Origin of the sequence: Halomonas sp. SSL-5 (genome assembly GCF_030708455.1) — a bacterium.
GTDB lineage: Bacteria > Pseudomonadota > Gammaproteobacteria > Pseudomonadales > Halomonadaceae > Halomonas.
Genome location: NZ_JAUYWF010000006.1, coordinates 112,437 through 137,233, shown reverse-complemented (window position 1 = coordinate 137,233; position 24,797 = coordinate 112,437). Strand labels below are relative to the sequence as shown.

The following is a 24,797-nucleotide window of genomic DNA, read 5'->3' as shown; positions in this document are numbered from 1 at the left end:
GGCCCGATTATCTCCTCCCGGGACGCTGGTAGAGTGATCGGCATCACTGATCGACACCCGACGGAGACGGCGAGCCGGCCCCTCGGGGCGGCGCCCATCCACCGAAGGAGAGCCAAGATGCTTCCCAGCCTGTTCATTTCCCATGGTTCACCGATGCTGGCCCTGACCAAGACCCCGGCCCACGCCTTCCTGCGCAAGCTGGGCCAGGACTACCGCCCTCGTGCCGTGGTGGTGGTCTCGGCCCACTGGGCCAGCCGCCAACTGCTGGTCAGTACCAGCGAGCGCCCCGAGACCATCCACGACTTCGGCGGCTTCCCCCGCGAGCTCTTCGAGGTGCAGTACCCGGCCCCCGGCGAGCCCAAACTGGCCAGGCGCCTGGCCCGGGAGCTCAACGCCGTGCCCACCGAACGCGGCCTGGATCACGGCGCCTGGGTGCCGCTGTCGCTGATGTTCCCTGAGGCCGAGGTGCCGGTGGTCTCGCTCTCGCTGCCGATGCAGTGGTCCAACGCCGAGCTGATGGCTCTCGGCGAGAGGCTCGCCGCGCTGCGCGAGGAGGATATCCTGGTGATCGGCTCCGGCAGCCTGACCCACAACCTCTACGAAATGCTGCCGCTGGACGCCGAGATGCCGCCCTGGGTCGGCGAGTTTGCCGACTGGATCGAGGGGCGCCTGGTGGCGGACGACCGCGAGGCACTGCTGGCCTGGGAGCAGGGCCCCAAGGCGCGCGAGAATCACCCCACGCCGGAGCACTTCCAGCCGCTGCTTGTAGCACTGGGTGCCGGCGGGCCGGGCAGGCGCCTGCACCACAGCGTGGAGCACGGCGTGCTGGCCATGGACGTCTACGCCTTCGATTGACCCCGCCGACACTCCCCTGAAAGCACGAGGCCGCCCCGTTGCCGGGGCGGCCTCGTCTCGTTGCGTGCCAATGTCGCGGAATCAGGCGTCGGGAATGTCCAGCGCCTGCTGCACCACCGGCCAGGCCGGCTCGCCGTCGCGGGTGGTGACACCGTCGAGGAAGTCCTGCACCTTGCCGGGGTTGGCACGGATCCAGTCCAGCGCCACCGCATCAGGCTCGCGCTCCTCGTAGCTGAAGCCACGGATCATGGCGCTCTGGTCATCGGCGGTGAAGCTGAGCTGGTCGAGCAACTTGGTGGCATTGGGGCTAGCCTCGGCGAAATCGCTGGTCACCAGGGTTCGCACGTCGCTGCGCCCGCCGTCCGGCCCCCACATGTCCTGGGTATCGGTCAGGTACTTGACGTCGTACTCGATGTTCATCCAGTGCGGCGTCCAGCCGGCGAAGACGATCCACTCGTCGCGATTGATGGCCGCGTCCACGGCGCTGAGCATGCCCGGCGTGGAGGTCTCCGACAGGTCCCAGTCGCCCAAACCGTAGGTGTCGTTTTCCACCGCCTCGTTGAGGGTGTCGCTCATGCCCGAGCCCACCTCGATGGAGTAGACGGTGCGGTCCAGCTTGTCGGCGATCTCGTCGTCGGCCAGGTCCTCGGCGGAGGTCACGCCGGCCTCATACACGTAGGTGGGCACGGCGAAGCCCAGGCGAGCGCCCTCGACGTTGTTGCCGAGATCGACGATGAGGCCCTTTTCCATGGTGGTGTCGAACATCGACTGCTGAGCGGGTAGCCAGGCGGCGAGGAAGGCGTCCAGCTCGCCCTGGGTGAGGGCCTCGTAGGTGATGGTGGAGCCAAGCTCCTGCTGGCGCACCTCGTAGCCCAGGGTCTCGAGCAGCTGGGACGCCAGGGCGGTCTTGACGGTGACCCCCGGCCAGGCGGGCACTGAGAAGCGCACCTGAGCCGGCTCCTCGGCGAGGACAGCGCTGCTCCAGGTCAACGGGGCGGCCAGCAGGGCGCCGGCCAGCGCCAGGGGGATAGGTCGACGTGGCAAGTTCATCGAAACTCCTTGGCAGGTCATGCCATGCATGGATTCGAGCATGACCTTATCCCCCGCCGGCGTGGATGGCAAAAACGCCGCCTGCAGGCGGCGCTAGTCCGGCGGCGCGTCCTCAGTCGCCCATGGCGGCGAGCCGATCGGCCTGAACCACCTCGATCCAGTACCCGTCGGCGTCCTTGACGAACACCACGTCCTTCATCTTGCCCTGGTCGGCGCGCTTGACGAAGGTGACGTCGTTGGCATCGAACCACGCCTCGGCGGCGTCGAGATCCGGCACGCTGAAGCAGATATGCCCGAAGCCCTGGGGCTCGGCATTGCCGTCATGGTAGGCGAAGTCGGCCTGCTTCTCGGTGCCCCAGTTGTGGGTCAGTTCCAGCAGGCCCTGCTGGCTGAAGGTCCAGACGGTGCGCTGGCCGGCGTCCTCCGGCACGTCATCGCCCTGCTCCAGCCGGGCCAGAAAGTAGAGCGAGAACTGCATCTCCTCGAAGTCGAGGCGGCGCACCACCGACATGCCGAACACCCGCGAGTAGAAGGCCAGGGCCTTCTCGGGGTCCTTGACCCGCAGCATGGTGTGGTTGAGGCGGAAACCCTGGGTCTCGGCGGTGGGTGCCTCTACGCCGGGGTGTTGTTCGCCGCTAAAGCTCATGTCGGCTCCTTGCGTCCTATGGGTGTGCCGGGTAAATGGGGGCGGTGGCACGCGGTTTCCACCCCTGCCACTAATTGGACAATAGTGTTACAAAAAGTCCCTTCGGATAACGAAAGGAACATGCCCCCACCGGAGTCGCGACGAAATGGCTGGCAAGGCGCGCCAAAGCTTCTACACTTCTTATACACCGTACCCCTGTCACGATTCCGGAGAAGACCCATGAGCGCCCACGCCTACGTCCTGAAGGACCATATCACCCTGAAGCAGCTGGCCGATGCCGTGGCCCACGGCTTCTCCCCCATGGTGGAGGTCGAATCCATGGACGGCATCTACACCGTGCGCCTGCATCACGGCGAGGGGATCTCGACCCTCTCGGATGTCGCCGGGCGCACGCGCACCTTCCTCGGCACCGGCGAGATCCGCGACCTGCTGGGTGGCCTGGGACTGACCCACGGGGTGTTGACCTGGGCCGACCAGTGCGGCGACGAGATGATCGGCGTGCCCGGCCATGCGCTGACCCCCGACGAGATGCTGGCCCACGGCACTCGCATCGCCTTCCGTTGAGTCAGCCGGACGACTAGTGTAGGGGCAACGCATCGCCAGCAAGGAGCCGAGATGCCTGCCAACCTTCCGCTCTCCTCCCTTTCCCCTGCGACGCTGGGCCGGTCGGTCCAGCGCCTGGCGTTGGGTCTCGTCGCCCTGATGCTGCTGGCAGGCTGTGCCGGCAAGGAGCTGGCGGTGGAAGACCCGCCGCCCCACGAGGGCCTCACCATCGACCGCGTGCTGATCCTGGCCGCGGCCGAGCGCGCCCTGGGCACGCCCTACCGCTTCGGCGGCAATACGCCCTCCGGCGTCGACTGCTCGGGCCTGGTGCAGCTGGCCTATCAGGCCGCCGGTATTCCCGTACCACGCACCGCCGACGACCAGTTCCGGACCCTGCCGGAAGTGGCGCGTGCGCGTCCCGGCGACCTGCTGTTCTTCGACACCAGCGGGGGCGGCAAGGCGAGCCACGTGGGCATCTACCGCGGCGATGGCCAGATGATCCACGCTCCCGGCCGTGGCCGCCGGGTGGAGACCTCGCCGGTGGAGATCGCCTACTGGCAGGAGCGCTTCCTGGGCGCCGCCGCCCCGGCGCCCTGACACCGAAGGGGCCGCGCAATATTTCTGGCCAGGGCTTAAGCCTGCGTTAAGTTGTCGGGACCAGAGTATCGGTGACACGTCATGGAGACGACCCGATGCCTGAACCGAGACGCCTGCCCTGCCTGCCGGCGGCGGCCACGCCCACGCCGCTGAACTGGCAGGAGGCCCGCCACTGGACCCAGCGACGCCGCCTGGAGCACCTGGTCCGCCGCCGCTTCGCCGAGGAGCATGGTGCCGACATCCACCACCTGCTGCCACGCCTCTTCGGCCTGTGGCAGGGCGACCGGGCCGAGGCCGCAATCGGCGTGCGCTCGGCGGCGAGCGGCCCGCTGTTCCAGGAGCGCTATCTGGATGTCAGCGCCGAGCGGCTGCTGGCCGAGCGCTTCGCCCGCCCCGTGGCCCGCCATCAGGTCGCCGAGATCGGTAACCTGGCCAGCCGCCGTCCCGGCCTGCAGCGCCCGCTCTTCCTGCACCTGGTGGACCAGCTCGGCCGCGAGGGCATCGGCTGGCTGCTGTTTACCGCCACCCCCGAGGTGGCCAACGGCATTCGCCGCCTGGGCCTCACCCTGGAGCCGGTGATGCTCGCCGATCCGGCGTGCCTCGGCGCCGAGCAGGCCAGCTGGGGTCGCTACTACGAGCGCCGCCCCTGGGTGATGGCCGGCGACCTGCGCCGCGCCCATCGTGAACTGGGAGAACGCGGCCTGCTGCCCTCGAGCCTGCCCCGTCCGGCGGAGGTAGCCCATGCGCACCTCGCCTGAGGCCTTGCTCGCACGGCTGGCCCGCCACGCCGAGGAGCGACCGCCCCGGATCGCCCTGGAGGACGGCGAGCGGCGGGTCGACTACGCCGAGCTGCCGGGCGAGATCGAGGCGCGCCGGCAACGCCTGGCCGCCGCCGGTGCCAAGCGGGTCGCCCTGGCCCTCAACAACGGCATCGACTGGGCGCTGTGGGACCTGGCGCTGCTGCGGGACGGCCGCGTCGCGGTGCCGGTGCCCGCCTTCTTCAGCGCCGCCCAGCGCCGCCACCTGGTGGAGAGCGCCGGGCTGGACGCCTGGATCGGCCCCGGCGGCGAGGCCCACGGCTTCGTCGCTACGCGGGACCCCGCCATCGCCACCCGATGCCTCGTCGCGCCGCCGGCCCTGCCTCCGAGCACCACCCGCATCACCTTCACTTCCGGCACCAGCGGCAGCCCCAAGGGGGTCTGCCTGGATGCCGACGCTCCGCTGACGGTGGCCGCGAGCATCGCCGAGGCAGTAGCCCCCCTGGGCATCGAGCGCCACCTGGCGATGCTGCCGCTGGCCACCCTGCTGGAGAACATCGGCGGCCTCTATGTGCCGCTGTGGCTGGGCGCCACCGTCCACCTCCCCGGAGTGGAGGCGCTGGGCTGGCGGGGCTCGAGCGGCTTCGAGGCGCACCGTGCGCTGGCGACCCTCGACGCCTGTCGTCCCCACAGCCTGATCCTGGTACCCCAGCTGCTGCAGGCGCTGGTGGAGGCTCGCCCCCATGCGCCCGAGGGCCTGCGCTTCGTGGCGGTGGGCGGGGCCAGGGTCACCGATAGCCTGCTGGACCAGGCCCATCGCGGCGGCTGGCCGGTGTTCGAGGGCTACGGCCTCTCGGAGTGCGCCTCGGTGGTCTGCCTCAACCGTCCCGGCGAGCCCGCCCATGGCGTCGGCCGGCCGCTGCCCCATGCCGAGGTGCGCGTCGACGACAGCGGCGAGGTGTGGGTGCGCGGGGCCACCATGCTGGGCTATCTCGGTGAGCCGGCGCCCGCCTCGGTCTGGCACGCCACCGGCGACCTGGGCCACTGGGACGGCGATGCCCTGGTGCTGGAGGGGCGCCGTCGCGACGTCTTCATCACCGCCTACGGCCGCAATATCGACCCCCAGTGGGTGGAGGGCGAGCTCTGCGCCCGCCCCGCCATCGCCCAGGCCCTGGTCCACGGCGAGGCGCTGCCCGCCAACCGCGCCCTGCTGGTGCCCGCCTCGGCCGAGGTCGACGACGCCCGGCTTGCCGCCGCGGTGGCCGAGGCCAACGCCACCCTGCCCGACTACGCCCGGGTCCACACCTGGCGGCGCTGCGCGCCCTTCACACCCCATAACCACCAGCTGACGGCCAACGGCCGCCTGCGCCGCGACGCCATCCTCTCCGCCCATGGCGACTGGCTATGCGGCACCTCGACCCTCGAAGGAGTGACCCCATGACCCCCTACCAGCAACTGCAGCACGCCACCCGCGACGAGCGTGACTGGCTGCTCTCCACTCCGCTGCTGACCCGCGCCCTGGAAGGCCGGGTCAGTCGTGACGAGTACCTCGCCTTCCTCGGCCAGGCCTTCCACCATGTGCGCTTCACGGTGCCGCTGATGATGGCCTGCGGTGCCCGCCTCCCCGACCGGCTGGGCTGGCTGCGCGATGCCCTGGTGGAATACATCGAGGAGGAGCATGGCCACGAGCAGTGGATCCTCGACGACATCCGCGCCGCCGGCGGCGACGCCGAGGCGGCCGCGGCACGGCCGGCAGACCCCGCCACGCGGCTGATGGTGGCCGCAGTACGCGACGCGATCGAGCACGGCAACCCGGTGGGCTTCTTCGGCATGGTCCAGGTGCTGGAGGGCACCAGCACGGCGCTGGCCACCCAGGCCGCCGAACGGCTGCAGGCGAGCCTCGACCTCCCCGACGAGGCGGTGCGCTACCTGACCTCCCACGGCAGCCTGGATATCGGCCATCTGGCCTTCTTCGAGGGGCTGGTGAACCGCCTGGAGGAGCAGGACCTGGCGGCGGTGATCGACACCGCCAGGCTGGTCTACCGCCTCTACGGCGCCATGTTCCGCGGCGTCGAGGCGCACTGTGCCGGCGGCAATATCGCCCGGGAGCTCTGCGATGCGCTGGCCTGATCGCCTCGCCCGTCATCCGCGGCTGCCGGAGGGGGGCTGGCCCGCCCAGCGGGTGCTGATCACCGGAGCCAGCGGTGGCATCGGCCAGGCGCTGGTGGACGAGCTGGCCGCCGCCGGGGCGCAACTGCTGATCACCGGCCGCCGGGCGGAGGCCCTCGCGGCCACCGCGGACCGCCACCCCGAACGGGTCACCGCGCTGCCCGCCGACCTGACCCGCGCCGAGGAGCGCGCCAGGCTCGTCGCCGCGGCGCGAGAGGCGGACATCAACATGCTGATCAACGCCGCCGGGGTGAACCGGGTGGCGCTATTCACCGAGGGCTCCGATGCCGAGATCGAGCGGCTCATTGCCCTCAACCTCACCGCCACCCTGCAGCTGACCCGCGCCCTGCTGCCCCAGCTGATGGCGGCACGCCAGGGCTGGGTGGTCACCCTGGGCTCCACCTTCGGCACCCTGGGTTACCCCGGCCAGGTCGGCTACTGCGCCACCAAGTTCGCCCTGCGCGGCTTCAGCCAGGCCCTGCGCCGGGAGCTCGCCGACACCCGGGTGCGGGTGCTGCATGTCTCGCCCCGGGCCACCCGCACCGCCATGAACGCCCCCGAGGTGGAGGCCATGAACGCAGCCCTGGGCAACGCCATGGACAGCCCCGCCCGGGTCGCCCAGGCGGTTCTCAGCGCCGTCGAGCGCGGCCGCCAGGAGGCCCAGCTGGGCAGGCCCGAACGCCTCTTCGTGCGCCTCAACGCCCTGCTGCCGGGGGTGGTCGACCGCGCCCTGGCGCGCCAGCTCCCCGTCATCCGCCGCTTCCTCGATGCTACTGAGACCGAGACCACGCCATGAACACGCTACGCTTCTCTCACCCTGTCATCTCTCGTCTTGTCGCCACGCTGCTTGTCGCCGGCCTCGGCGGCCTCTCCTCCATCACCGCCCTGGCCGCGGACGACGGCGGGGGCGCCACCGACCCGGCGGTGGCCCAGCTGCAGGCACGCTGGGCCGAGATCCGCTATGAACTGCCCGAAGGTCAGCAGGCCAAGGCCCTGGCCGAGCTGGGCAAGGAGGCGGAACGCCAGCTGGCCCAATACCCCGACTCCGCCGAGCTGCTGATCTGGACCGGCATCGTTCGCTCCAGCCAGGCCGGCGCCGAAGGCGGGCTAGGGGCGCTGGGCCTGGTCAAGCAGGCCCGCGGCTACCTGGAAACCGCCCTGGCGCAGGACCCGCTGGCGCTGAACGGCTCCGCCTACACCAGCCTGGGGGCGCTCTACTACCAGGTGCCGGGCTGGCCGATCGGCTTCGGCGACGACGACAAGGCCGAGTGGCACCTCCAGCGGGCGCTCGCCATCGACCCCGACGGACTCGACAGCCTCTACTTCTGGGGCGACTATCTGCACCAGCAGGGCCGTGACGCCGAGGCACGCCAGGCCCTGGAGAAGGCCCTGCAGGCGCCGCCCCGGCCCGGCCGCGAGCTGGCCGACGCCGGCCGCCGCGAGGAGATCCACCACCTGCTGTCGCAACTGGAGAAGTGAGCCCCGATGCGCATCCTGCTGGTCGAGGATGACCCGAGCCTGGCCTCGGGCATCCGCCTGGCCCTCAAGCCCGAGCACTACACCGTGGACCACCTCGCCGATGGCACCATGGCGCTTGCCGCCCTTCAGGGCGGTGAACCCTTCGACGCGGTTATCCTCGACCTGGGCCTGCCCGGACTCGATGGCATGCGCGTGCTGGAGCGCGCCCGGCACGGCGGCAACCGGGTGCCGGTGCTGGTCCTCACCGCCCGTGACGCCGTGGACGACCGCATCAAAGGCCTCGACGCCGGCGCCGACGACTACCTGGTCAAGCCCTTCGAGGTGGCCGAGCTCAAGGCACGCCTGCGTGCCCTGCTGCGCCGCAGCCAGGGCCAGGCCAGCCCAATGCTGGAGTGTCGCGGCATCCGCCTCGATCCCGCCAGCCGGGAAGTGTGCTATCGCGGCGAGGTGATCCCGCTCTCGCGCCGCGAGTTCACCCTGCTTCAGGAGTTCATGGGCCACCCCGGGCGGGTCTTCACCCGCGACACCCTGACCCGGCTGGTCTACGGGTGGGAGGAAGACGTGGAGAGCAACGCCATCGAGGTGCATGTCCACCACCTGCGTCGCAAGCTCTTCCCCGGCCTGATCCGCACCGTGCGCGGCATCGGCTATGTGCTGGACCGCGCACCGCAAGAGGCCGAGGCGTGACCTCCATTCGTCGCCGAACCCTGGGACTTGTGCTGCTGGTGTTCGGAGTCAGCATGCTGGCCATCGGCCTGGTCAGCTATCGTTATGCTGCCCACGAGATCGAGGAGCTCTACGACGCCAGCCTGGCCCAGAACGCCCGCCTGCTGGAGGGCCTGATCCAGGCGCCGCTGCCGGACGACCAGCGCGAGGCGCTGCTGGCCAGCCTGGAGAGCGCAGTGGCGCGCGCTGAGCAGTCTGACAAGGACCTCCCCGGTCATCGCTACGAGAGCAAGCTGGCCTTCCAGCTGTGGGAGGAAGACAGGCTGTTGCTGCGCTCGGCCAGTGCCCCGCCCGAGCCCTTCACCGAGGCGCCGCCCGGCTATGCCAGCAGCCGGGTGGCCGGCCACGACTGGCGGGTCTATGTCCTCGACCTGCCCGAGCCGTCGCGGCGGGTGATGGTCGCCGAGCGCGACGACGTACGCGGCGAGCTGACTCGCGCCGTGGCCCTGCGCACCCTGCTGCCGGACCTGGTCGGCCTGCCGCTGCTGGCACTGCTGCTGTGGTGGGCCGCCGGCTGGGGATTGCGGCCGCTGTCGCGGCTGGCCACGGCGATCCGCCAGCGTGATCCCCACAACCTGCAGCCGCTGGTGATGCGCCCCCTGCCCCGGGAGCTGGACACCATCATCGGCGCCCTCAACCGGCTGCTGGAGCGCATCCGCGGGCTGCGGGTGCGCGAGAAGCGCTTCATCGCCGACGCCGCCCACGAGCTGCGCACCCCCCTGGCGGTGCTCGACCTGCACGCCCAGAACGCCCTGGCCACCGAGGACCCCGCCGACCGTCGCGAGGCGCTGGAGGAGCTGCGCCGCGGCGTGGCTCGCGCCACCCGGCTGGTCACCCAGCTGCTGACGCTGGCGCGCCTGGAGCCCGAGGAGGAGGAGCAGGAGGCGAGCGCCCGGATCGCCGGCGACCTGCTGGTCGAGGTTCGCGAGGCCCTGGCCGAGCTCTCGCCGCTGGCGGTCGAGCACGGCCAGACGCTGGACCTCACCGCCGACGAGGAGAGTGACTGGCGGTTGGCTATCGAACCCGGTGCCATCGCCACCCTGGTACAGAACCTGGTCGGCAACGCCCTGCGCTACACCCCGGACGGCGGCCGGGTAACGGTGAGCCTGGCCGCCGAGGCGACCCGACTGACGCTGCGAGTGGATGATCAGGGCCCGGGGATTCCCGCCGCGGAGCGCGAGCGCGTTACTGAGCGTTTCCATCGCGCCGGCCCCGGCGCCGGCGCCGGCCTGGGGCTCTCCATCGTCGAGCGCCTGCTGGCCCGCCACGGCGGCAGCCTGCGCCTGGAAGAGGCCCCCGGCGGCGGCCTGCGCGCCGTGGTGACGCTGCCGCGGGCCGCCTGAGTCTTTGCGCCCGGGCCTCTGAAATAAGGCTTCGTTAAGATGAGCCCGTCAGCATGGCTGCGTTACCTTTCTGGACGCAGCCAATGCCTGACACCAATGACTCACGAGTAGACAGTCTCCTGCGGTTCCGCGCGTGGCTGCCGGCCCTCTCCCCCCAGGGCCTGACCCTGCTGGCGTGCCTGAGCTTCACACTCTTCTACAACCGACGCTTCTGGTCGGCGGTAATCGAGGCCGAGCCGCCCACGGGACTCGGCGACTGGGGCCTGCTGGCCGCCTACGGTGTGGTGCTGACCGGATTGCACCTGGTGGTCTTCCTGCCGCTGGTCGGCCGCGTGACCGTCAAGCCGCTGCTGAGCACCTTGGTGCTGGTCGCCGCCTCGGTCAGCTATTTCACTGGTCACTACGGCACCTACTTCGATACCCACATGATCGATAACGTGCTGCAGACCGATACCCGGGAGGCGGGCGAGCTGCTTACCCCGGGCCTGGCGCTCTACCTGTTGCTGTTCGGCCTGCTGCCGTTGTCCCTGGTATGGGGCTGGCCGCTGCGCCGGCGCAGCTGGCAGCGTGGCCTGGGGGCCGGCGCAGTGTGGTGGCTGGGCAGTGTCGTCGTGCTCGTCGGGGCACTGCTGCTCTCCTTCCAGAGCCTCTCCTCGCTGATGCGCAACCATCATGAACTTCGCTATCTGGTGACACCGGGCAATGCCATCGTCTCCACCGGCCAGGTGATGGCGGCGCCCCCACCGCTGCCCGAGGAGCGCCTGCCCATCGGCGAGGATGCACGGCGCCTGCCGCGCGCCGACGGCACACCCCGGCTGCTGGTGCTGTTGGTCGGAGAAACCGTGCGCGCCGCCAACTGGGGACTCTCCGGCTATGCACGGCAGACCACCCCGCGCCTGGCCGAGCGTGACGTCGTCAACTTCCCTGATGTCGCCAGCTGCGGGACCAGCACCGCCGTCTCGCTGCCCTGCCTGTTCTCCCCCCAGGGGCGAGGCGACTACGACGAGCGCTTCACCCGCAGCCACGAGTCGCTGCTGGATGTGGTGCAACGCGCCGGCTACCGCGTGGTGTGGATCGACAACCAGTCGGGCTGCAAGGGGATCTGCGATGGCGTCGAGGCAGCCTCGCCGTCGCCGTCGACCTATCCGGCCCTGTGCGACGAAGACGAATGCCTCGACGGCGTGCTGGTGGAGGAGCTGAAACGGCGGGTCGCCTCGCTCGATCGCGACACCCTGATCGTGCTGCATATGCTGGGCAATCATGGCCCCAGCTACTTCCAGCGCTACCCCGACGCCTTCCGGGCCTTCACGCCCACCTGCGACACGGCGGACCTGGCCCAGTGTTCCCGCGAGGCGATCGTCAACAGCTACGACAACGCCATCCTCTATACCGACAGCGTGCTGGACGGGATCATCGGGGTGCTGGAAGGGAGCCAGTCCCTGGCCACGGCCATGCTGTATGTCTCCGACCACGGGGAGTCGCTGGGCGAGAAGGGGATCTACCTGCACGGCCTGCCCTACGCCATCGCTCCTCGGGAGCAGACCCGCGTGCCCATGGTGTGGTGGGCATCCGATGATTTCCTGGGCAGCCAACGACTGACGAGCGACTGCCTCACTGCCCAGCGTGACGCCTCACTGAGCCATGCCCACCTGTTCCACTCTCTGCTCGGGCTACTTGGCGTGGAGAGCGAGGTTCGCAAGGACGCCCTGGACCTGACGGCAAACTGCCGCGCCCCGCAGGCACAAGCCTCCGGGGCGCTGATCACGCAGAAGTAGCAGAATATTCAGGCCATGCGCTTCAGGGTGTGGTCGCGCAGCCAGAACTGGTGCGCCAGGCTGGCCGCCACATGGCCGCCAATCAGCAGCCACAGCAGGTTGGCCAGCACCTCATGGGTCTCCGCGGCGGCCTCCTCCAGCCACTCGATCTCCGCCCCCGGGGCGATCAGCGGCAGGCCGAAGAGCTCCACCCCGTGCCCGCTGCCCAGGGCGGCGAGCAGACCGCTCACCGGGATCACCAGCATCGCCCCATAGAGCGCCAGATGGCCCAGCCGGGCCGCCCACTTCCAGTGCGCATGGGCCTCGAGCCTCCCGTGGTTCATACCGCGCCACAGCAGCCGGAGCACCAGCAGCCCCAGCAGCACTACCCCGACGCTCTTGTGCAGCCCCATCGCCTCGCGCTCGCTCATGCCGACGAGCTCCGCCAGCCACTCGGTGCCCAGCATCAGGAGCAGCAGCGTGGCCATGCTCCAGTGAATCGCCCGTGAGACGGCGCCGTAACGTTGTTCGGAATCCAGCCAGCTCATGTCGTCATCCTCCTCGTTCGATGGACGATGACCGTTTTACCGCACCCCGGCTGTCGCCAGCCTTAACGCCGCGTTCATGGGGCGTTCATGCTCACGCGCTCCTGCTCATCGTCACCGGCTCACCGATAGAAGCGCGACAGCGCCTGCAGCACCTCCGTGGCCACCTCGGAAGAGGGGCGCACCGCCTCGAGCTCGTTCATGCGGTAGTCGTAGGCCTCGAAGGCGCCGGTGGGATGCACGGCGATCTGGTACTCCGGCAGCAGGATGCCGTAGCCCATGTAGCTGCCGGAGAGCAGCCAGTCACGTGGGCCCCCGGGCGCGAGCAGGCTGCGCCCCAGGGTATAGCGCTCGGGGGCGGCCTCGCAGCCGAGCAGTTCCTCCAGCAGCGTCGGAGCGATATCGGCGTGGTGGGTGCGCCCCTGGAGCACGCCACCGGGGCGCCCCGGCAGGTGCATCACCAGCGGCACCTGGACCTGCTCCGGGGTGTAGTTGCTGCCGTGGCCCCAGTAGTTCCGGCCGTGCTCGTTGAACGACTCCCCATGGTCGGAGGTGATCACCACGGCGGTATCGTCGAGCCCGCCGCGCCGCTCGAGGTCGTCGAGCACCCGCCCCAGCTGCTGGTCAACATAGCGTGCCGCGGTGCGGTAGCGGTTCCGGTAGGGCTCGGGGTCGAAACCGGGCCCCAGCGCCATATGGTTGATCTGCTCCCAGTAGGGAGTGAAGTGCGGGAAGTCGGGCGGACTGCTGTAGCCATGCACGGCGTCGTAGAAGAGGAAGCCGAAGAACGGTGTGGCATCGGGCGCCTCCGCCGAGGCCTCCATCCAGGCCAGCCAGTCGTCGGTGATCTGGCGGTCACGCTCCCAGGGCTCGCCCCGGGCCGGCGTCAGCGAGACGCCCTCCAGGCCGGCGAAGACGTTGCGGTCGAAGGCGGGGCTCACCAGGGTCGCCGAGGAGAGCACCTGGAAGCGATAGTCGGCGGCCTCGAGCTTCTCCATCAGCACCGGCGGCGTCTGGCCGCCAGTGAAGGCATCCCAGTAGGTGACCGGCAGGCCATAGAAGAGGCTGAACACCCCTGCCTTGGTGGAGTTGCCCCCGCTGAAGTGCTCGGCGGCCCGGTACCAGCCGGGACGACCGGCATAGCGGTGCAGGTTCGGCATCACCTCGGGGGTCAGCAGGTCGTGGCGTACGCTGTCCAGCACTACCAGCAGCAGGTTGTGGGGCGCGGCCGACGGCGAGCAGCTCAGCGGCGCCGAGGGATAGGCCAGGTCATGGGCCTTGCCCTGAGCCGCCTCCAGCTCCACCCGGTCGCGCACCGCCTGCGGGTCGACCCAGCCCCGCTTGACGAACAGGCGCTTGGCGGTAGCGGGATAGAACAGTGGCACATGGCGGGTCATGCCGGTGATGTCGCGGTCGTAGTGGGCGTCGGCCCAGGCATGCCAGCCGTGTACCCCGAGCAGGGCCAGCAGGCCGATGGTCAGCACCGGCAATACCGGCCGCGACGGCGGGCGCCGCCGGAGCCACAGCCCCAGGGCACCCTGCAGAACCAGCATGGCCAGCATCCCGCCGATGGCCAGGCTCCAGGCCAGCCAGGAGAAGCTGAAGACATCACCGCCGGCGTTGACCAGCAGGTCGAGGATGAAGCCGCTCAGGTGGAAGCGGTACTGGGCGTAGACGAAGGTGTCGAGCAGCAGCACCAGCTGCAGCAGGCCGGCCCACAGGGTGGTGACCAGCCACAGCCAGGGCGCGCGAAGCAGCGGGGCCAGCAGCAGCAGTGGCAAGGCCCCCAGCCACACCAGCAGCGCGATATGGCCGAGGAACACCAGCAGCAGGAAGCCCCACTGCTCGACGCCCTCGGGGTCGATATGGGGGAGGTAGCGCAGACTGATCAGCCAGGCGAGCAGCAGGTTGGCCAGGGTCCAGGCGCCCAGCCAGCGCCAGCGATTGAGAAGGGTTGCGAGCATGCGAAGGTCACGATCCTGAATGGGCCGGCACACCATTTCGGCGAGCGACCCGTCGGTGGGTAGAGAGGGTAGAAAGGCGCCGGAGGCGACGCTGTCACACTCTGGTCATGCCACCTTAAGCAATCCTTAAGGAAAGGGCGCCACAGTCAGGAGGCATGCCGATACCGCCGCAACCCGAGGCAACACCATGATCCAGAGCCCGATGATGACAGTCGATGACACCCGCGTCGCCGAGAACCGCGCCATCCTGCCGCTGCTGCTCGCCGGCCTGGCGCTGCTGGCGCTGGGCGTGCTGGCCACTGGCTGGGAGCCCATCGAGCTGCCACTGGGGCTCGCCGCCCTGGGCACCATGGCGCTCGCCCTGCTCGCCCCCGAACGCTGGCAGGACGAGGACGCCAGCGACACCATCAACAGCCTGGTGCTGGCCAGCCTGATCACCCTGGCGGGCTTCCATCTGATGGCTTGAGCCGAGCTTTACAGCCCGCCTGCGGGGGTGGATAGTGTGCGCACCCTTGGAACCTGACCCGGATCATGCCGGCGCAGGGAGTCGTGCGGCCCGCACCTTCGCCTGCACCTCCCGCGCCCGGGAGGAACGATGACCACCGCCAGCCGCGCCCCGATCGACCCCGCCGCCCACCTGACTCGCCTGCGCCAGCGCGCGCCGCTGATTCACAACATCACCAACCTGGTGGCCATGAACCCCATGGCCAACGTGCTGCTCGCCCTGGGCGCCTCGCCGGCCATGGTGCACGCCCGCGAGGAGGCCGCCGAGTTCGCCGCCCTCGCCGATGCCCTGACGGTGAACATCGGCACCCTCTCCCCCCACTGGGTCGCGGCCATGGAGGAGGCCGCCGAGGCCGCCCTCCTGGCGGGCAAGCCCTGGGTGCTCGACCCGGTGGCGGTGGGCGCCACCACCTATCGCCGCGCGGCGGGCAGGCGCCTGCTGGAGCGACGGCCCACGGTGATCCGCGGCAACGCCTCTGAGATCCTGGCCCTGGAGCATCAGGGCAGCGGTGGGCGCGGCGTGGACAGCAGCGATCCCACCGAAGCCGCCGAGCAGGCCGCCGTGGCCCTGGCGCGCCGTATTGATGCCGTGGTGGCGGTGACCGGCGAGGTCGACCTCGTCACCGACGGCCGGCGCCTCGCCCGCATCCCGGGCGGCCATGCGCTGATGCCCCGGGTCACCACCCTGGGCTGCGCGCTCACCGGCGTGGTCGCCGCCTTCCTGGTGGGCGCAAAGGACCCCTTCGCCGCCACGGTCGCGGCGCTCGCCTGCTACGGCGAGGCGGGACGCCGCGCCGGCGAGGTCGCCACCGGCCCCGGCAGCTTCGCCGTGGCCTTCCTCGATGCCCTCTACGCCCTCGATGGCGAGCAACTCTCCGCCCTGCCGCCCCTGGAGGTGACCGATGCGCCTTGACCTCTCCCTCTATCTCGTCACCGACCCCGCCCTGTGTGCTGGCCACGGCCTGGTGGAGACCGCGGTGGCCGCGGTACGCGGCGGCGCCACGGTGATACAGCTGCGCGACAAGCACGCCACCGACGGCGAGATGATCGACCAGGCGCGTCGGCTCAAGGCGGCGCTGGCCGGCAGCGGCGTGCCGCTGATCATCAACGACCGTCTGGCGGTGGCGGTGGAGAGCGGCGCCGATGGCCTGCATATCGGCCAGGACGATGGCGAGGTGGCCGAGGCGCGGGCGGCGCTGGGCGAGCAGGCGATACTGGGCCTCTCGGTGCAGACCCTGGCGCAGCTGGCACGCATCGACGCCGAGCGCCTCGACTACCTGGGGCTCGGCCCGGTGTTCGCCACCCCCAGCAAGCACGATCACGCCGCGCCGCTGGGCTTCGCGGGACTGGCCACCCTGGTGGCGGCGAGCCCCCTGCCCAGCGTGGCCATCGGCGGACTCAAGGTCGAGCACCGCGAGGCGACGCGCCAGGCCGGCGCGCAGGGACTGGCGGTGATCTCGGCGATCTGCGGCATGCCGGACCCCGAGGCCGCGGCGCGGGCCTTCTTCTCCCGGGGCTGAGCTCATCCCGGGACAGGGACAGGACGCTGGGGATCAGGCGGTGGGTCGACGCTTGAGCGAGGTACGCCCCTCGCGGTAGGCGATGGCCAGGCCGCTGCCGATGATCAGGGTGCTGCCGGCAAAGACCCAGAGATCCGGCATCTCGCCCCAGAACCACCAGCCCAGCAGCACCGCCCAGAGCATGGCGGTGTAGTCGAAGGGGGCGGCGATGGCCGCCGGGGCGTAGCGGAAGGCCAGGGTAATGAAGGCCATGGCCCCCATCCCGAACACCCCTGCGCCGAAGAACCCCAGCCAGTGCCAGGGCTGGGGCGACTGCCACACCCAGGGCAGCAGCAGCCCGGTGATCACGAAGGGCACCAGGGTCATATGGAAGACCATGGCCCAGAGGTGCTCGCTGCCGCCCCAGCGCCGCGCGGTGACCAGCATCAGCGCATAGAAGAGCGCCGCCCCCACCAGCACCAGCGAGCCCGGGTGGAAGGCATCGCCGCCCGGGCGCACCACGACCAGCACGCCGGCGAAGCCCACCAGCGAGGCGATCAGCACCGGCCCCTCGATGCGCTCGCCCAACAGCGGCACCGAGAGCAGGGTGATGAACAGTGGCGCCACGAAGGCGATTGCCGTCGCCTCGGCCAGGGGCAACAGGGTCAGGCCCAGCACGAAGCAGCCCATGGTGCCCGTATAGATCAGCCCGCGCAGCAGATGAATACCGGGGCGCCGTGTGCGCAGCTTGCGCAGGCCGCCGCCGAAATGGGCCAGCAGCGCGATCAGCGGCAGCGAGACCAGGGTGCGGAAGAAGATGATCTGCAGCGGCGAGTGCACCTCGCCCAGCCACTTGGAGATGGCGTCGCCGGTGGCCAGACAGAACACGCCCAGGCACATGAAGCCGATCCCCTTGAACGACGCCGACATCGCGACTCCCTTGCCAGGATTCAGAGCAACAAAAGCACCACCCCGCCGGCCGCTGGCCGACGGGGTGGTGTACGAGCGATCAGGCTAGAAGCTTCGCAGACGAACGGCAAGACCTAGAGGCTGGCGTTGACCACCATGCAGTCGATGCCGTCGCGGGCCAGGCTGCGACAGGCGCGGTAGGCCTGGTTCTCGTCGAGGTTGACCAGGCGGGCACGGAACAGCGGCCGCGGACCGGGCGCCTCGTGGATATCCACCCGGGCATTGGTCAGGTCGCTGGCCAGGCGGTCGGCGGCCTGGCCGGCCAGATGACGAGCATTATCAACATTGCTGAAGGCACCCACCTGAACGCCCCAGCCGCCGCTGCGGCCCAGCGGCTCGAGACGCTGGCGGGTGCGGCTGACCGGCTCGTCGGCCTGGGAGATCAGCTCGCGGATCGGGTCATTGGCCGAGCCCTGGGCGGTCTCGGGCAGCGATGAGGTCGCGCGGGGCAGCGGCTCGGGGACCTCCAGGCTGGCCAGCTGCGGCGCCGCCGGCGGCGCGGGCTCCAGACGCTCCACGACCCGAGAGGCCGGTTCGGGTGCCTGGCGACTGGCCACCTGCACCGCCGGCCGGGATGCCGGCACCACGGGGCGCGAGGCGGGAGCCGCAGCGGGCGTGGCCTGGGGCAGGTTCATGCGCTCGCCGGAGAAGTCGGCCTGGGCCACCCAGTCGCCGCGCCCATACAGCGAGGCACGCACGAAGCCGCGGTCCAGCAGGTCCGACATATGGGCATCGCGGGAGGCCGCGGTGAAGCCACCCATCACCACCGATACCAGCCGGCGGCCATTGCGCACCGCCGAGGTCGCCACGTTGAAGCCCGAGGCGCGAATGAAACCGGTCTTCAGGCCATCGGCGCCGGCGTAGTTATCGAGCAGGCGGTTATGCCCGGTGATGGTCTTGCCCTTCCAGTTGAAGCTGGTACGCGAGAAGTAGTGATAGTACTGCGGGAAGTCCTGCATCAGCCGCAGCGAGAGGGTGGCCATGTCCCGGGCGGTGGTGGTCTGGCCGGCATCGGGCAGGCCGTTGGCATTGCGGAAGGTGGTGCGCGTCATGCCCAGCTCATGGGCCTTCTCGGTCATCATGCGCGCGAAGTGAGTCTCGCTGCCGCCCAGGGCCTCGGCCACCACCACGGCCACATCGTTGGCCGACTTGATCACCAGCGCCTGGATGGCGGTCTCCACCGGAATCGTCGAGCCGGCCTTCACATAGAGCTTGGAGGCCGGCTTGGAAGCGGCATAGGAGGAGACCGGCAGTGCGTGACCGAGGCTCAGGCTACGCCCCTCGAGGGCCTCGAACAGCAGGTAGAGGGTCATCATCTTGGTCAACGACGCCGGATAGCGCGTCTCCTCGGCGTTGGCGGCATGGAGGATCTCGCCACTCTCCACGTCGACGACGATGGCAGCATAACGGGGATTGGCCTGCGCCACCCCGGCCAGCAGCATCGCCAGGCTCACCAACAGCCCGAACGCCAACAGCCGTGAGCGGCCCATGGCCATGTTCGCGGTCACCATACTCTTGCTCCCTCGAATGTCCCGATAACGCTTCTTTTGAGGCTTCTGACCCCATTATGGCCGGCATGCCGCCGCTGTACAGCGCGATTCGGCAAAAAAGCTCGACTTCCTCACTCCTTAGCCCGCCAGCCGGGATCCCCCCAACCAGACCAGCCGCAACGCCAGCAGGGTCAGGGTCCACTTGAACAGCGTATCGAAGCGGTGCTCGGAGAGCCGCCTGAGCAGGCGCAGGCCCAACCAGGTGCCGAGGAACCCCGAGGCGACCATGGCCAGCATCAGCCCCAGCCAGTCGCGGAACACGAAACCGGCCACGCCGAACACGAAGGCCTTGGTCAGGTGCTGGGCGCTCATGCAGGCCGAGAAGGTAGCCACCTTGGCCAGCCGGTCGCTCTGCCCCTGCTTGATGAAGGCCGCCACCATGGGCCCGCTGGCGCCCACCAGGCTGGAGAGCAGGGTGGTCAGGGCGCCGGCCAGCAGTACCCCGACGCGCCCCAGGGCACGCTTGGGCAGTCCCGGCCCCCAGCAGCTGTAGAGCACGAAGGCGGCGATAGAGAGCTCCAGCAGCCCGGCAGGCAGGCGCACCAGCAGCCAGGCCGCGGCCAGGGCACCCAGCACCACCCCGGGCAGGAAGGCGGCGATCACCCGGCGGTCCACATGACGCCAGGTGAGCGCCACACGCCCCACGTTGGAGCCGGTCTGCACCATGCCGTGCACCGGGATCAGCGCCGCCGCGGGCATCACCTGGGCCAGCGCCATGATCATCAGCAGCCCGCCCCCGACCCCCACTGCCGCGGTGAAGGCCGAGGTGAACACCGAGATCAGGATCAGCAGCAGGTTGATGCCGGCGGAGAGCGGCGAGAGGAGGTCGAGCAGGGTCATCGGGGCTCCCGGCGGGGGTGAATGGCGAAGGGAATGACGCCATAGGGTAGCGAGAGGCCAGCGAGAAATCTCCCCGAGCCTCCTGGTGACAGGGCCAGTCCAGGCCGGCCCCATGAATGACGCATTAGCTCAAGACAATGTCGCTTCAGGTCAACTCTTCCGGGCCAAGGCTGGCCACACTAGGCGGGACAACTCCTCCGCCACAGAGGCAAGACATGAACCGCAACGTGATCCTGACCTGCGCCGTCACCGGCGCCGGCGACACCACCGCCAAGAACCCCAATGTGCCCGTGACCCCGCAACAGATCGCCGACGACTGTATCGCGGCCGCCAAGGCGGGCGCCAGCGTGGCGCATATCCACGTGCGCGACCCCGAGACCGGTGGCATCAGCCACTGCGTGGACCACTTCCGCGAGGTGATGCAGCGGGTGCGCGAGGCGGACGTCGACATCGTCATGAACATCACCGCCGGCGGCGGCGGCGACTGGATCCCCGACGCCGAGGACCCCACCCGCGGCGGCCCGGGCAGCGACATCCAGACCCCGCGCGAGCGCCACGAGCCTGTGGGCGAGCTGCTTCCCGAGCTCTGCACCCTGGACTGCGGCAGCCTCAATTTCGGCGACATGGTCTACGTGAACCCCGCCGACTGGCTGCGCGAGCACGCCCGACTGGTGCAGGCCGCCGGGGTCAAGCCGGAGCTGGAGTGCTTCGACCTGGGCCACATCTGGTTCGCCCGTCAGCTGCAGCAGGAGGGCCTGATCGACGGCGATCCGCTCTACCAGCTCTGCCTGGGCATCCCCTGGGGCGCCGAGGCGGACACCGAGACCCTGCTGACGATGCGCAACAAGCTGCCGGATAACGCCCACTGGGCGGCCTTCGGCATCGGCCGCCACCAGATGCCCATGGCGGCCCAGGCGGTGCTGCTGGGCGGCCATGCCCGGGTCGGCCTGGAGGACAACCTCTACCTGGAGAAGGGGGTGCTGGCCACCAACGCCCAACTGGTGGAGAAGGCCGCCGGTCTCTTCGAGAACCTCGGCGCCCGTGTCATGACCCCGGCCGAGACCCGCGCCCAGCTCGGGCTGCGCGACCCGAACACCGGTCATATTGTCGAGAAAGCGATCGAGAACGCCGCAGGGGGTGCAGCATGAGCCAGCAGCTCTCCGTGATCGGCACCGGGGTGATCGGCAACGGCTGGATCGCCCGCGCCCTGGCCCGCGGCTGGGACGTGGTGGCCTTCGACCCGGACCCCGAGGCACCGTCACGCACCCGCGCCTTCGTCGACAACGCCTGGGCCTCGCTCGAGCGCCTGGGCCTGGCCGAGGGCGCCAGCCCCGCGCGGCTGACCTTCGTGGATCGCCTAGAGGCAGCCGTTGAGGGCGCCGACCTGATCCAGGAGAACGTGCCGGAGCGCCTGCCGCTCAAGCAGGAGATCCTCGCCGCCATCGATGCCGCGGCGGAAGACCACGTGGTCATCGGCTCTTCCACCTCTGGCTTCAAGCCCAGCGACCTGCAGCAAGATTGCGCCAAGGCGCCCGGCCGGGTGATCGTCGCCCACCCCTTCAACCCGGTCTACCTGCTGCCATTGGTGGAGCTGGTCGGTGGCGCAGCCACCGACCCAGTGCAGGTCGAGCGCGCCCAGGCGCTCTACCAGACGCTGGCGATGCGCCCGCTGGTGGTGCGCCGCGAGATCGAGGGTCATATCGCCGACCGCCTGATGGAGGCGCTGTGGCGCGAGGCCCTGCATCTGGTCAACGATGGCGTGGCCACCACCGAGGAGATCGACGCCGCCGTGGTCTATGGCTGTGGACTGCGCTGGTCGCTGATGGGCACCTTCCTCACCTTCCACCTGGCCGGGGGCGAGCAGGGCATGCGCCATATGCTCGAACAGTTCGGCCCGGCGCTGAAACTGCCCTGGACCAAGCTCGAGGCGCCCGAGCTTACCGACACCCTGATTGACAGGGTCGTCGAGGGTTGCGAGCACCAGGCCGCCGGCCGCCCGGTGGCCGAGCTCGACCGCCGCCGCGACGACTTCCTGGTGGAGCTGCTCGACCTGGTGCAGAAGTACTGGCCCGAGGCCGAGGGCCTGGAGGGGCGCATCTGATGGTGATCCTGGAGAGCCGTGTCGCCCCCGAGTGGGTCGACTACAACGGCCATATGAACGACGCCGAATACGCACGGGTGTTCTCGCTGGCACTCGAGGCGCTGATCGACCATATCGGGCTGGATGCCGCCGGCCGCGACCGGCACGGCTATACGATCTACACCCTGGAGACCCACCTCTGCTATCGCCGCGAGGCCCACGAGGGGCAGCCGCTGCGGGTCGCCCTGACCCTGCTGGATCGCGACGCCAAGCGGCTGCACGTCTTCCTCGAGCTGCACGACGAGGAAGGCAACCTGCTCGCCACCAGCGAGCAGATGCTGATGGGCATGGGCCAGGAGAGCGGCCGCCCCGCGCCCTTCCCCGCCGAGGTCGAGGCCCTCATCGCCACGCTGCCCCACGCCGCGCCGGACGTCTGGCCGGCACTCGCCGGGCGCACCATCGGGCTGGCGCCGCGCCGCTAAGCCGACCGCGTCTCACGCGACATCGCCGAGAGCGCCCGGCGCGCGCCCTCGGCGACACCATCATCTCGTTTTCTTCCTGGAGGAAGGCGCCTATCGAAGCCAGCCGAGCTTCACTCCGTCACGAACCTGTAGAGCCGCTTATGAACAAGAACCTCACGACCTCCGTGGCGACCGTCGTCATGGTCATCGCACTGATCGCCTTCGCCGCCCTGGCACCCCGCCCTTTCGAGTCGCTGTTGACTACCATTCAGACCCGGGTGATAGGCGAGTTCGGCTTCATCTTCACCTATCCGGCTTTCTTCGCCTCACTGCTGTTTGTTGGCATCGCCTTGACACCGCTGGGCCGGCTGCGCTTCGGCGAAGAGTCCCCCGAGTTCTCCACTCTCGCCTGGCTCGGCATGCTGTTCGCCACCGGCATGGGCATCGGCCTGGTTACCTGGGGCGTCCTGGAGCCTCGCTACCACGTGGAAGCCGGCCTGAGCAGGGATCAGGCGCTGCTTTACGCCTTCAATCACTGGGGGCTGCTGGCCTGGGCAGGCTATCTCGCCATCGGCGTGATCTTCGCCCATGCCATGTACAACATGCGGCTCGACAAGCCGGCCGAATCCCTGCTTGGCGGCGGCTTCCTTAGCAAGCTCAACCTGGTCAGCCTGGTGGTCTCAACCGTGATCGGCCTCTCGCTGACCTTCTCCTATGCCGCCGACCCGCTGCAGAAGAGTGCCGCGCAGTTCCTGGGCATCGAGGTCGGCTCGACCACGATCATCGTGGCACTCTCGCTGTTCGCCATCGCCTCCAGCGCCTCGGGGCTTAAGCGCGGCATCAAGTGGCTGAGCAACTACAACGCGCTCCTCGCCTTGGCCCTGATGGCGGGTATCTTCGTGCTGACCGCACCGCTGGAGATTCTCGCCACCTTCGCCCGGCTGATGCCGGACTATGTGCTGCAGTACCCGGCGATGGCCCTGGAGGTCGGCTACGACGACCCCGAGAAAAAGGCCTGGCTGGCCGATTGGCTGTACGCCTTCGAAGCCGCCTGGTACGGCTGGTTCATCTTCACCGGAGTGTTCATCGCGCGTATCTCCAAAGGCCGCACGCTGCGCCAGCTGGTGCTCGGCGTGATGCTGGTGCCGAGCCTGTTCTCCTGCCTGTGGTTCACCACCTTCGGAATTGGCGGATTGAACACCGGCGCCGAGGACGTCTTCGCCCTGATGGCCTTTGTGGATGAGCACGGCTTCCTATCGGCGATCCTTGCGCTGAACATCCTGCTGTTCTTCGTCACCAGTGCCGACTCCGCGGGCCTGGTCTGTGAGATGCTCACCGTCCAGCGCTCGCGGGCCTTCTGGATCGTCACCATGGCTGCTCTGGCGGTAGTCATCAACTGGCTGGACGGCGACATCTTCAAGGTCATTCTCTCGCTCATCTCGGTGGCGGCCATTCCGGTTGCCTTCGGCATCTTCGCCCTGGTATCGGCCTTCCTGATACGTTTGAGGCAATACCGCTCGCAGCCATCAACTGCTGACGGCGTCGCTGTAAACCCACTGGCTTGCCACCACCAGAGCGAATTCCGAACGACAAGGAGGCTCCCGTGAGCGTTGACTTGCCCACGACGCCCGACGATGACGTCTGGCCAATCGGCGACTTCATCGCCCGCTTCGAGGCCGGCCTGGCCAGCCTGGACGGCCTCGACTGGCCCGAGGCTCGAGAGCGCTACGATGCGTTATGCAGGACGTTCGCCCCACCCGATCCGTCGGGCATGCATGTCATCGACGAGCGATGCAGCGGCGTTGACGTCCGCCGCTTCGTGCCCGCGGAGGCTCGCTTAGGCAGGGTGCTGTTTGTTCACGGCGGCGGCTTTATCATCGGCTCGGTGCGCAGCCATCACGGCGTCGCTGCCAGCCTCGCCGCGCGCCTGGGCCGCGAGGTGATCAGCGTCGACTACCGCCTGGCCCCCGAGGCGTGCTATGCCGAGATGCTGGCCGACTGCCTTGCCGTGGCCGACGCCTGCGAACCGCTCGCCCTGGTGGGGGACAGTGCCGGTGGTCGGCTGGTACTGGATCTGGCCGTCAAGTTACCCACAGAGGTGCCACTAGGATTGATCTATCCGCCTGTGGATGGAATCGATGAGTCGACCCTGGGCGCATCGGCGCCCTTGCTCTCCCGGGAAGAGGTGCTGGGCATCGCCGCTTACTGTCCAGAAGCAATCCCCCCCGACACGCAGGCCGAGCCACCCGTGCGACAGATGGAGGTTCTGGCGGTAGCGCATGACCCGCTCACCCGTCCGCTGGAGGCCGCCGTAGCACGTTGGCGGCATGACGGTGCCTGCATCGGCTATCGCTGTGCCGACGTCATGGTTCACGGTGCCCTGCACGCCCATGCGCGACTTCCAGAAATGCACAACGCCTGGCAGGCGTTCTGCCAGGCGCTGAAGGGGCGGCTCGGGGAGTAAC

Annotated in this window: 26 protein-coding genes; 19 read left to right on the top strand and 7 right to left on the bottom strand. The window is 69.5% G+C overall.

Annotated elements, in window-relative coordinates; translation table 11 throughout:
* The first annotated feature begins 117 nt into the window (after positions 1 to 117).
* Positions 118 to 855, top strand: a complete 738-nt coding sequence (locus RAN53_RS08780; RefSeq protein WP_305796438.1) for a DODA-type extradiol aromatic ring-opening family dioxygenase — start codon at positions 118 to 120, stop codon at positions 853 to 855.
* A gap of 81 nt (positions 856 to 936) precedes the next feature.
* Here RAN53_RS08780 and RAN53_RS08775 read toward each other — a convergent pair whose 3' ends face one another.
* Positions 937 to 1,905 carry an ABC transporter substrate-binding protein gene (locus RAN53_RS08775; RefSeq protein ID WP_305796437.1) on the bottom strand — a complete coding sequence of 323 codons (969 nt, stop codon included), beginning with the start codon at positions 1,903 to 1,905 and terminating at the stop codon, positions 937 to 939.
* A gap of 112 nt (positions 1,906 to 2,017) precedes the next feature.
* A complete protein-coding gene (gene gloA, locus RAN53_RS08770) occupies positions 2,018 to 2,551 on the bottom strand; it encodes a lactoylglutathione lyase (RefSeq protein WP_305796436.1) in 534 nt (177 codons plus the stop codon).
* Between the two features lie 219 nt (positions 2,552 to 2,770).
* Between gloA and RAN53_RS08765 the strand changes: the two genes are divergently transcribed.
* The 10 genes from RAN53_RS08765 (at position 2,771) to RAN53_RS08720 (ending at position 11,941) form a co-directional block, all read left to right on the top strand.
* Positions 2,771 to 3,115 (top strand): hypothetical protein, encoded by a 345-nt coding sequence (locus RAN53_RS08765; RefSeq protein ID WP_305796435.1) that lies wholly within the window; start codon positions 2,771 to 2,773, stop codon positions 3,113 to 3,115.
* 51 nt (positions 3,116 to 3,166) lie between these two features.
* Positions 3,167 to 3,691: a C40 family peptidase gene (locus RAN53_RS08760; RefSeq protein ID WP_305796434.1), complete on the top strand. Its 525-nt coding sequence runs from the start codon at positions 3,167 to 3,169 to the stop codon at positions 3,689 to 3,691.
* Positions 3,692 to 3,786: 95 nt separating this feature from the next.
* Positions 3,787 to 4,449, top strand: a complete 663-nt coding sequence (locus tag RAN53_RS08755) for a thermostable hemolysin (protein ID WP_305796433.1) — start codon at positions 3,787 to 3,789, stop codon at positions 4,447 to 4,449.
* Positions 4,433 to 5,890, top strand: coding sequence for an AMP-binding protein (locus tag RAN53_RS08750; RefSeq protein ID WP_305796432.1), 1,458 nt, complete (start codon positions 4,433 to 4,435; stop codon positions 5,888 to 5,890). The genes RAN53_RS08755 and RAN53_RS08750 overlap by 17 nt, the downstream gene beginning before the upstream one ends.
* On the top strand, positions 5,887 to 6,579 hold the full coding sequence (locus RAN53_RS08745; protein WP_305796431.1) for a TenA family transcriptional regulator: 693 nt from the start codon (positions 5,887 to 5,889) through the stop codon (positions 6,577 to 6,579). Before RAN53_RS08750 ends, RAN53_RS08745 begins: the two co-directional genes overlap by 4 nt.
* Entirely contained in the window at positions 6,566 to 7,414 is an 849-nt protein-coding gene (locus RAN53_RS08740; protein WP_305796430.1) for an SDR family oxidoreductase, read from the top strand. The genes RAN53_RS08745 and RAN53_RS08740 overlap by 14 nt, the downstream gene beginning before the upstream one ends.
* Entirely contained in the window at positions 7,411 to 8,097 is a 687-nt protein-coding gene (locus RAN53_RS08735; protein ID WP_305796429.1) for a hypothetical protein, read from the top strand. The genes RAN53_RS08740 and RAN53_RS08735 overlap by 4 nt, the downstream gene beginning before the upstream one ends.
* 6 nt (positions 8,098 to 8,103) lie before the next feature.
* Positions 8,104 to 8,784, top strand: a complete 681-nt coding sequence (locus RAN53_RS08730) for a response regulator transcription factor (protein WP_305796428.1) — start codon at positions 8,104 to 8,106, stop codon at positions 8,782 to 8,784.
* On the top strand, positions 8,781 to 10,166 hold the full coding sequence (locus RAN53_RS08725) for an ATP-binding protein (protein WP_305796427.1): 1,386 nt from the start codon (positions 8,781 to 8,783) through the stop codon (positions 10,164 to 10,166). The genes RAN53_RS08730 and RAN53_RS08725 overlap by 4 nt, the downstream gene beginning before the upstream one ends.
* Before the next feature lie 83 nt (positions 10,167 to 10,249).
* Entirely contained in the window at positions 10,250 to 11,941 is a 1,692-nt protein-coding gene (locus RAN53_RS08720; protein ID WP_305796426.1) for a phosphoethanolamine transferase, read from the top strand.
* An 8-nt stretch (positions 11,942 to 11,949) separates the two neighbouring features.
* Here RAN53_RS08720 and RAN53_RS08715 read toward each other — a convergent pair whose 3' ends face one another.
* The gene (locus RAN53_RS08715) at positions 11,950 to 12,468 is read right to left on the bottom strand and encodes a cytochrome b (protein ID WP_305796425.1); all 519 of its coding nucleotides are present in this window, start codon (positions 12,466 to 12,468) and stop codon (positions 11,950 to 11,952) included.
* A gap of 119 nt (positions 12,469 to 12,587) precedes the next feature.
* Positions 12,588 to 14,429: a DUF3413 domain-containing protein gene (locus tag RAN53_RS08710; RefSeq protein WP_305796424.1), complete on the bottom strand. Its 1,842-nt coding sequence runs from the start codon at positions 14,427 to 14,429 to the stop codon at positions 12,588 to 12,590.
* A 205-nt stretch (positions 14,430 to 14,634) separates the two neighbouring features.
* Here RAN53_RS08710 and RAN53_RS08705 point away from each other — a divergent pair, with 205 nt between their 5' ends.
* From RAN53_RS08705 to thiE, 3 genes are all read left to right on the top strand, one after another.
* Complete coding sequence (locus tag RAN53_RS08705; RefSeq protein ID WP_305796423.1) at positions 14,635 to 14,895, top strand: hypothetical protein; 261 nt, start codon at positions 14,635 to 14,637, stop codon at positions 14,893 to 14,895.
* Between the two features lie 129 nt (positions 14,896 to 15,024).
* Entirely contained in the window at positions 15,025 to 15,846 is an 822-nt protein-coding gene (gene thiM / locus RAN53_RS08700) for a hydroxyethylthiazole kinase (RefSeq protein ID WP_305796422.1), read from the top strand.
* The gene (gene thiE, locus RAN53_RS08695) at positions 15,836 to 16,453 is read left to right on the top strand and encodes a thiamine phosphate synthase (protein ID WP_305796421.1); all 618 of its coding nucleotides are present in this window, start codon (positions 15,836 to 15,838) and stop codon (positions 16,451 to 16,453) included. Before thiM ends, thiE begins: the two co-directional genes overlap by 11 nt.
* 33 nt (positions 16,454 to 16,486) lie before the next feature.
* Here the strand turns inward: thiE and RAN53_RS08690 are convergent, their stop codons facing one another.
* From RAN53_RS08690 to RAN53_RS08680, 3 genes are all read right to left on the bottom strand, one after another.
* Entirely contained in the window at positions 16,487 to 17,362 is an 876-nt protein-coding gene (locus tag RAN53_RS08690) for a DMT family transporter (protein WP_305796420.1), read from the bottom strand.
* Between the two features lie 113 nt (positions 17,363 to 17,475).
* Entirely contained in the window at positions 17,476 to 18,912 is a 1,437-nt protein-coding gene (locus RAN53_RS08685; protein WP_305796419.1) for a D-alanyl-D-alanine carboxypeptidase, read from the bottom strand.
* 117 nt (positions 18,913 to 19,029) lie between these two features.
* Positions 19,030 to 19,791 (bottom strand): TSUP family transporter, encoded by a 762-nt coding sequence (locus RAN53_RS08680; protein WP_305796418.1) that lies wholly within the window; start codon positions 19,789 to 19,791, stop codon positions 19,030 to 19,032.
* 215 nt (positions 19,792 to 20,006) lie between these two features.
* Between RAN53_RS08680 and RAN53_RS08675 the strand changes: the two genes are divergently transcribed.
* From RAN53_RS08675 to RAN53_RS08655, 5 genes are all read left to right on the top strand, one after another.
* Positions 20,007 to 20,939 carry a 3-keto-5-aminohexanoate cleavage protein gene (locus tag RAN53_RS08675; RefSeq protein ID WP_305796417.1) on the top strand — a complete coding sequence of 311 codons (933 nt, stop codon included), beginning with the start codon at positions 20,007 to 20,009 and terminating at the stop codon, positions 20,937 to 20,939.
* Entirely contained in the window at positions 20,936 to 21,892 is a 957-nt protein-coding gene (locus RAN53_RS08670; RefSeq protein ID WP_305796416.1) for an L-carnitine dehydrogenase, read from the top strand. Before RAN53_RS08675 ends, RAN53_RS08670 begins: the two co-directional genes overlap by 4 nt.
* Positions 21,892 to 22,353: a thioesterase family protein gene (locus tag RAN53_RS08665; RefSeq protein WP_305796415.1), complete on the top strand. Its 462-nt coding sequence runs from the start codon at positions 21,892 to 21,894 to the stop codon at positions 22,351 to 22,353. Before RAN53_RS08670 ends, RAN53_RS08665 begins: the two co-directional genes overlap by 1 nt.
* A 140-nt stretch (positions 22,354 to 22,493) precedes the next feature.
* On the top strand, positions 22,494 to 23,939 hold the full coding sequence (locus RAN53_RS08660) for a BCCT family transporter (protein WP_305796414.1): 1,446 nt from the start codon (positions 22,494 to 22,496) through the stop codon (positions 23,937 to 23,939).
* Entirely contained in the window at positions 23,936 to 24,796 is an 861-nt protein-coding gene (locus RAN53_RS08655; RefSeq protein WP_305796413.1) for an alpha/beta hydrolase, read from the top strand. Before RAN53_RS08660 ends, RAN53_RS08655 begins: the two co-directional genes overlap by 4 nt.
* Position 24,797 lies beyond the last annotated feature (1 nt).

Coding starts and splice junctions, on each gene's coding strand:
- RAN53_RS08780 (WP_305796438.1), top strand. CDS start 118: ATGCTTCCCAGCCTGTTCATTTCCCATGGTTCACCGATGCTGGCCCTG.
- RAN53_RS08775 (WP_305796437.1), bottom strand. CDS start 1,905: ATGAACTTGCCACGTCGACCTATCCCCCTGGCGCTGGCCGGCGCCCTG.
- gloA (WP_305796436.1), bottom strand. CDS start 2,551: ATGAGCTTTAGCGGCGAACAACACCCCGGCGTAGAGGCACCCACCGCC.
- RAN53_RS08765 (WP_305796435.1), top strand. CDS start 2,771: ATGAGCGCCCACGCCTACGTCCTGAAGGACCATATCACCCTGAAGCAG.
- RAN53_RS08760 (WP_305796434.1), top strand. CDS start 3,167: ATGCCTGCCAACCTTCCGCTCTCCTCCCTTTCCCCTGCGACGCTGGGC.
- RAN53_RS08755 (WP_305796433.1), top strand. CDS start 3,787: ATGCCTGAACCGAGACGCCTGCCCTGCCTGCCGGCGGCGGCCACGCCC.
- RAN53_RS08750 (WP_305796432.1), top strand. CDS start 4,433: ATGCGCACCTCGCCTGAGGCCTTGCTCGCACGGCTGGCCCGCCACGCC.
- RAN53_RS08745 (WP_305796431.1), top strand. CDS start 5,887: ATGACCCCCTACCAGCAACTGCAGCACGCCACCCGCGACGAGCGTGAC.
- RAN53_RS08740 (WP_305796430.1), top strand. CDS start 6,566: ATGCGCTGGCCTGATCGCCTCGCCCGTCATCCGCGGCTGCCGGAGGGG.
- RAN53_RS08735 (WP_305796429.1), top strand. CDS start 7,411: ATGAACACGCTACGCTTCTCTCACCCTGTCATCTCTCGTCTTGTCGCC.
- RAN53_RS08730 (WP_305796428.1), top strand. CDS start 8,104: ATGCGCATCCTGCTGGTCGAGGATGACCCGAGCCTGGCCTCGGGCATC.
- RAN53_RS08720 (WP_305796426.1), top strand. CDS start 10,250: ATGCCTGACACCAATGACTCACGAGTAGACAGTCTCCTGCGGTTCCGC.
- RAN53_RS08715 (WP_305796425.1), bottom strand. CDS start 12,468: ATGAGCTGGCTGGATTCCGAACAACGTTACGGCGCCGTCTCACGGGCG.
- RAN53_RS08710 (WP_305796424.1), bottom strand. CDS start 14,429: ATGCTCGCAACCCTTCTCAATCGCTGGCGCTGGCTGGGCGCCTGGACC.
- RAN53_RS08705 (WP_305796423.1), top strand. CDS start 14,635: ATGACAGTCGATGACACCCGCGTCGCCGAGAACCGCGCCATCCTGCCG.
- thiM (WP_305796422.1), top strand. CDS start 15,025: ATGACCACCGCCAGCCGCGCCCCGATCGACCCCGCCGCCCACCTGACT.
- thiE (WP_305796421.1), top strand. CDS start 15,836: ATGCGCCTTGACCTCTCCCTCTATCTCGTCACCGACCCCGCCCTGTGT.
- RAN53_RS08690 (WP_305796420.1), bottom strand. CDS start 17,362: ATGTCGGCGTCGTTCAAGGGGATCGGCTTCATGTGCCTGGGCGTGTTC.
- RAN53_RS08685 (WP_305796419.1), bottom strand. CDS start 18,912: ATGGTGACCGCGAACATGGCCATGGGCCGCTCACGGCTGTTGGCGTTC.
- RAN53_RS08680 (WP_305796418.1), bottom strand. CDS start 19,791: ATGACCCTGCTCGACCTCCTCTCGCCGCTCTCCGCCGGCATCAACCTG.
- RAN53_RS08675 (WP_305796417.1), top strand. CDS start 20,007: ATGAACCGCAACGTGATCCTGACCTGCGCCGTCACCGGCGCCGGCGAC.
- RAN53_RS08670 (WP_305796416.1), top strand. CDS start 20,936: ATGAGCCAGCAGCTCTCCGTGATCGGCACCGGGGTGATCGGCAACGGC.
- RAN53_RS08665 (WP_305796415.1), top strand. CDS start 21,892: ATGGTGATCCTGGAGAGCCGTGTCGCCCCCGAGTGGGTCGACTACAAC.
- RAN53_RS08660 (WP_305796414.1), top strand. CDS start 22,494: ATGAACAAGAACCTCACGACCTCCGTGGCGACCGTCGTCATGGTCATC.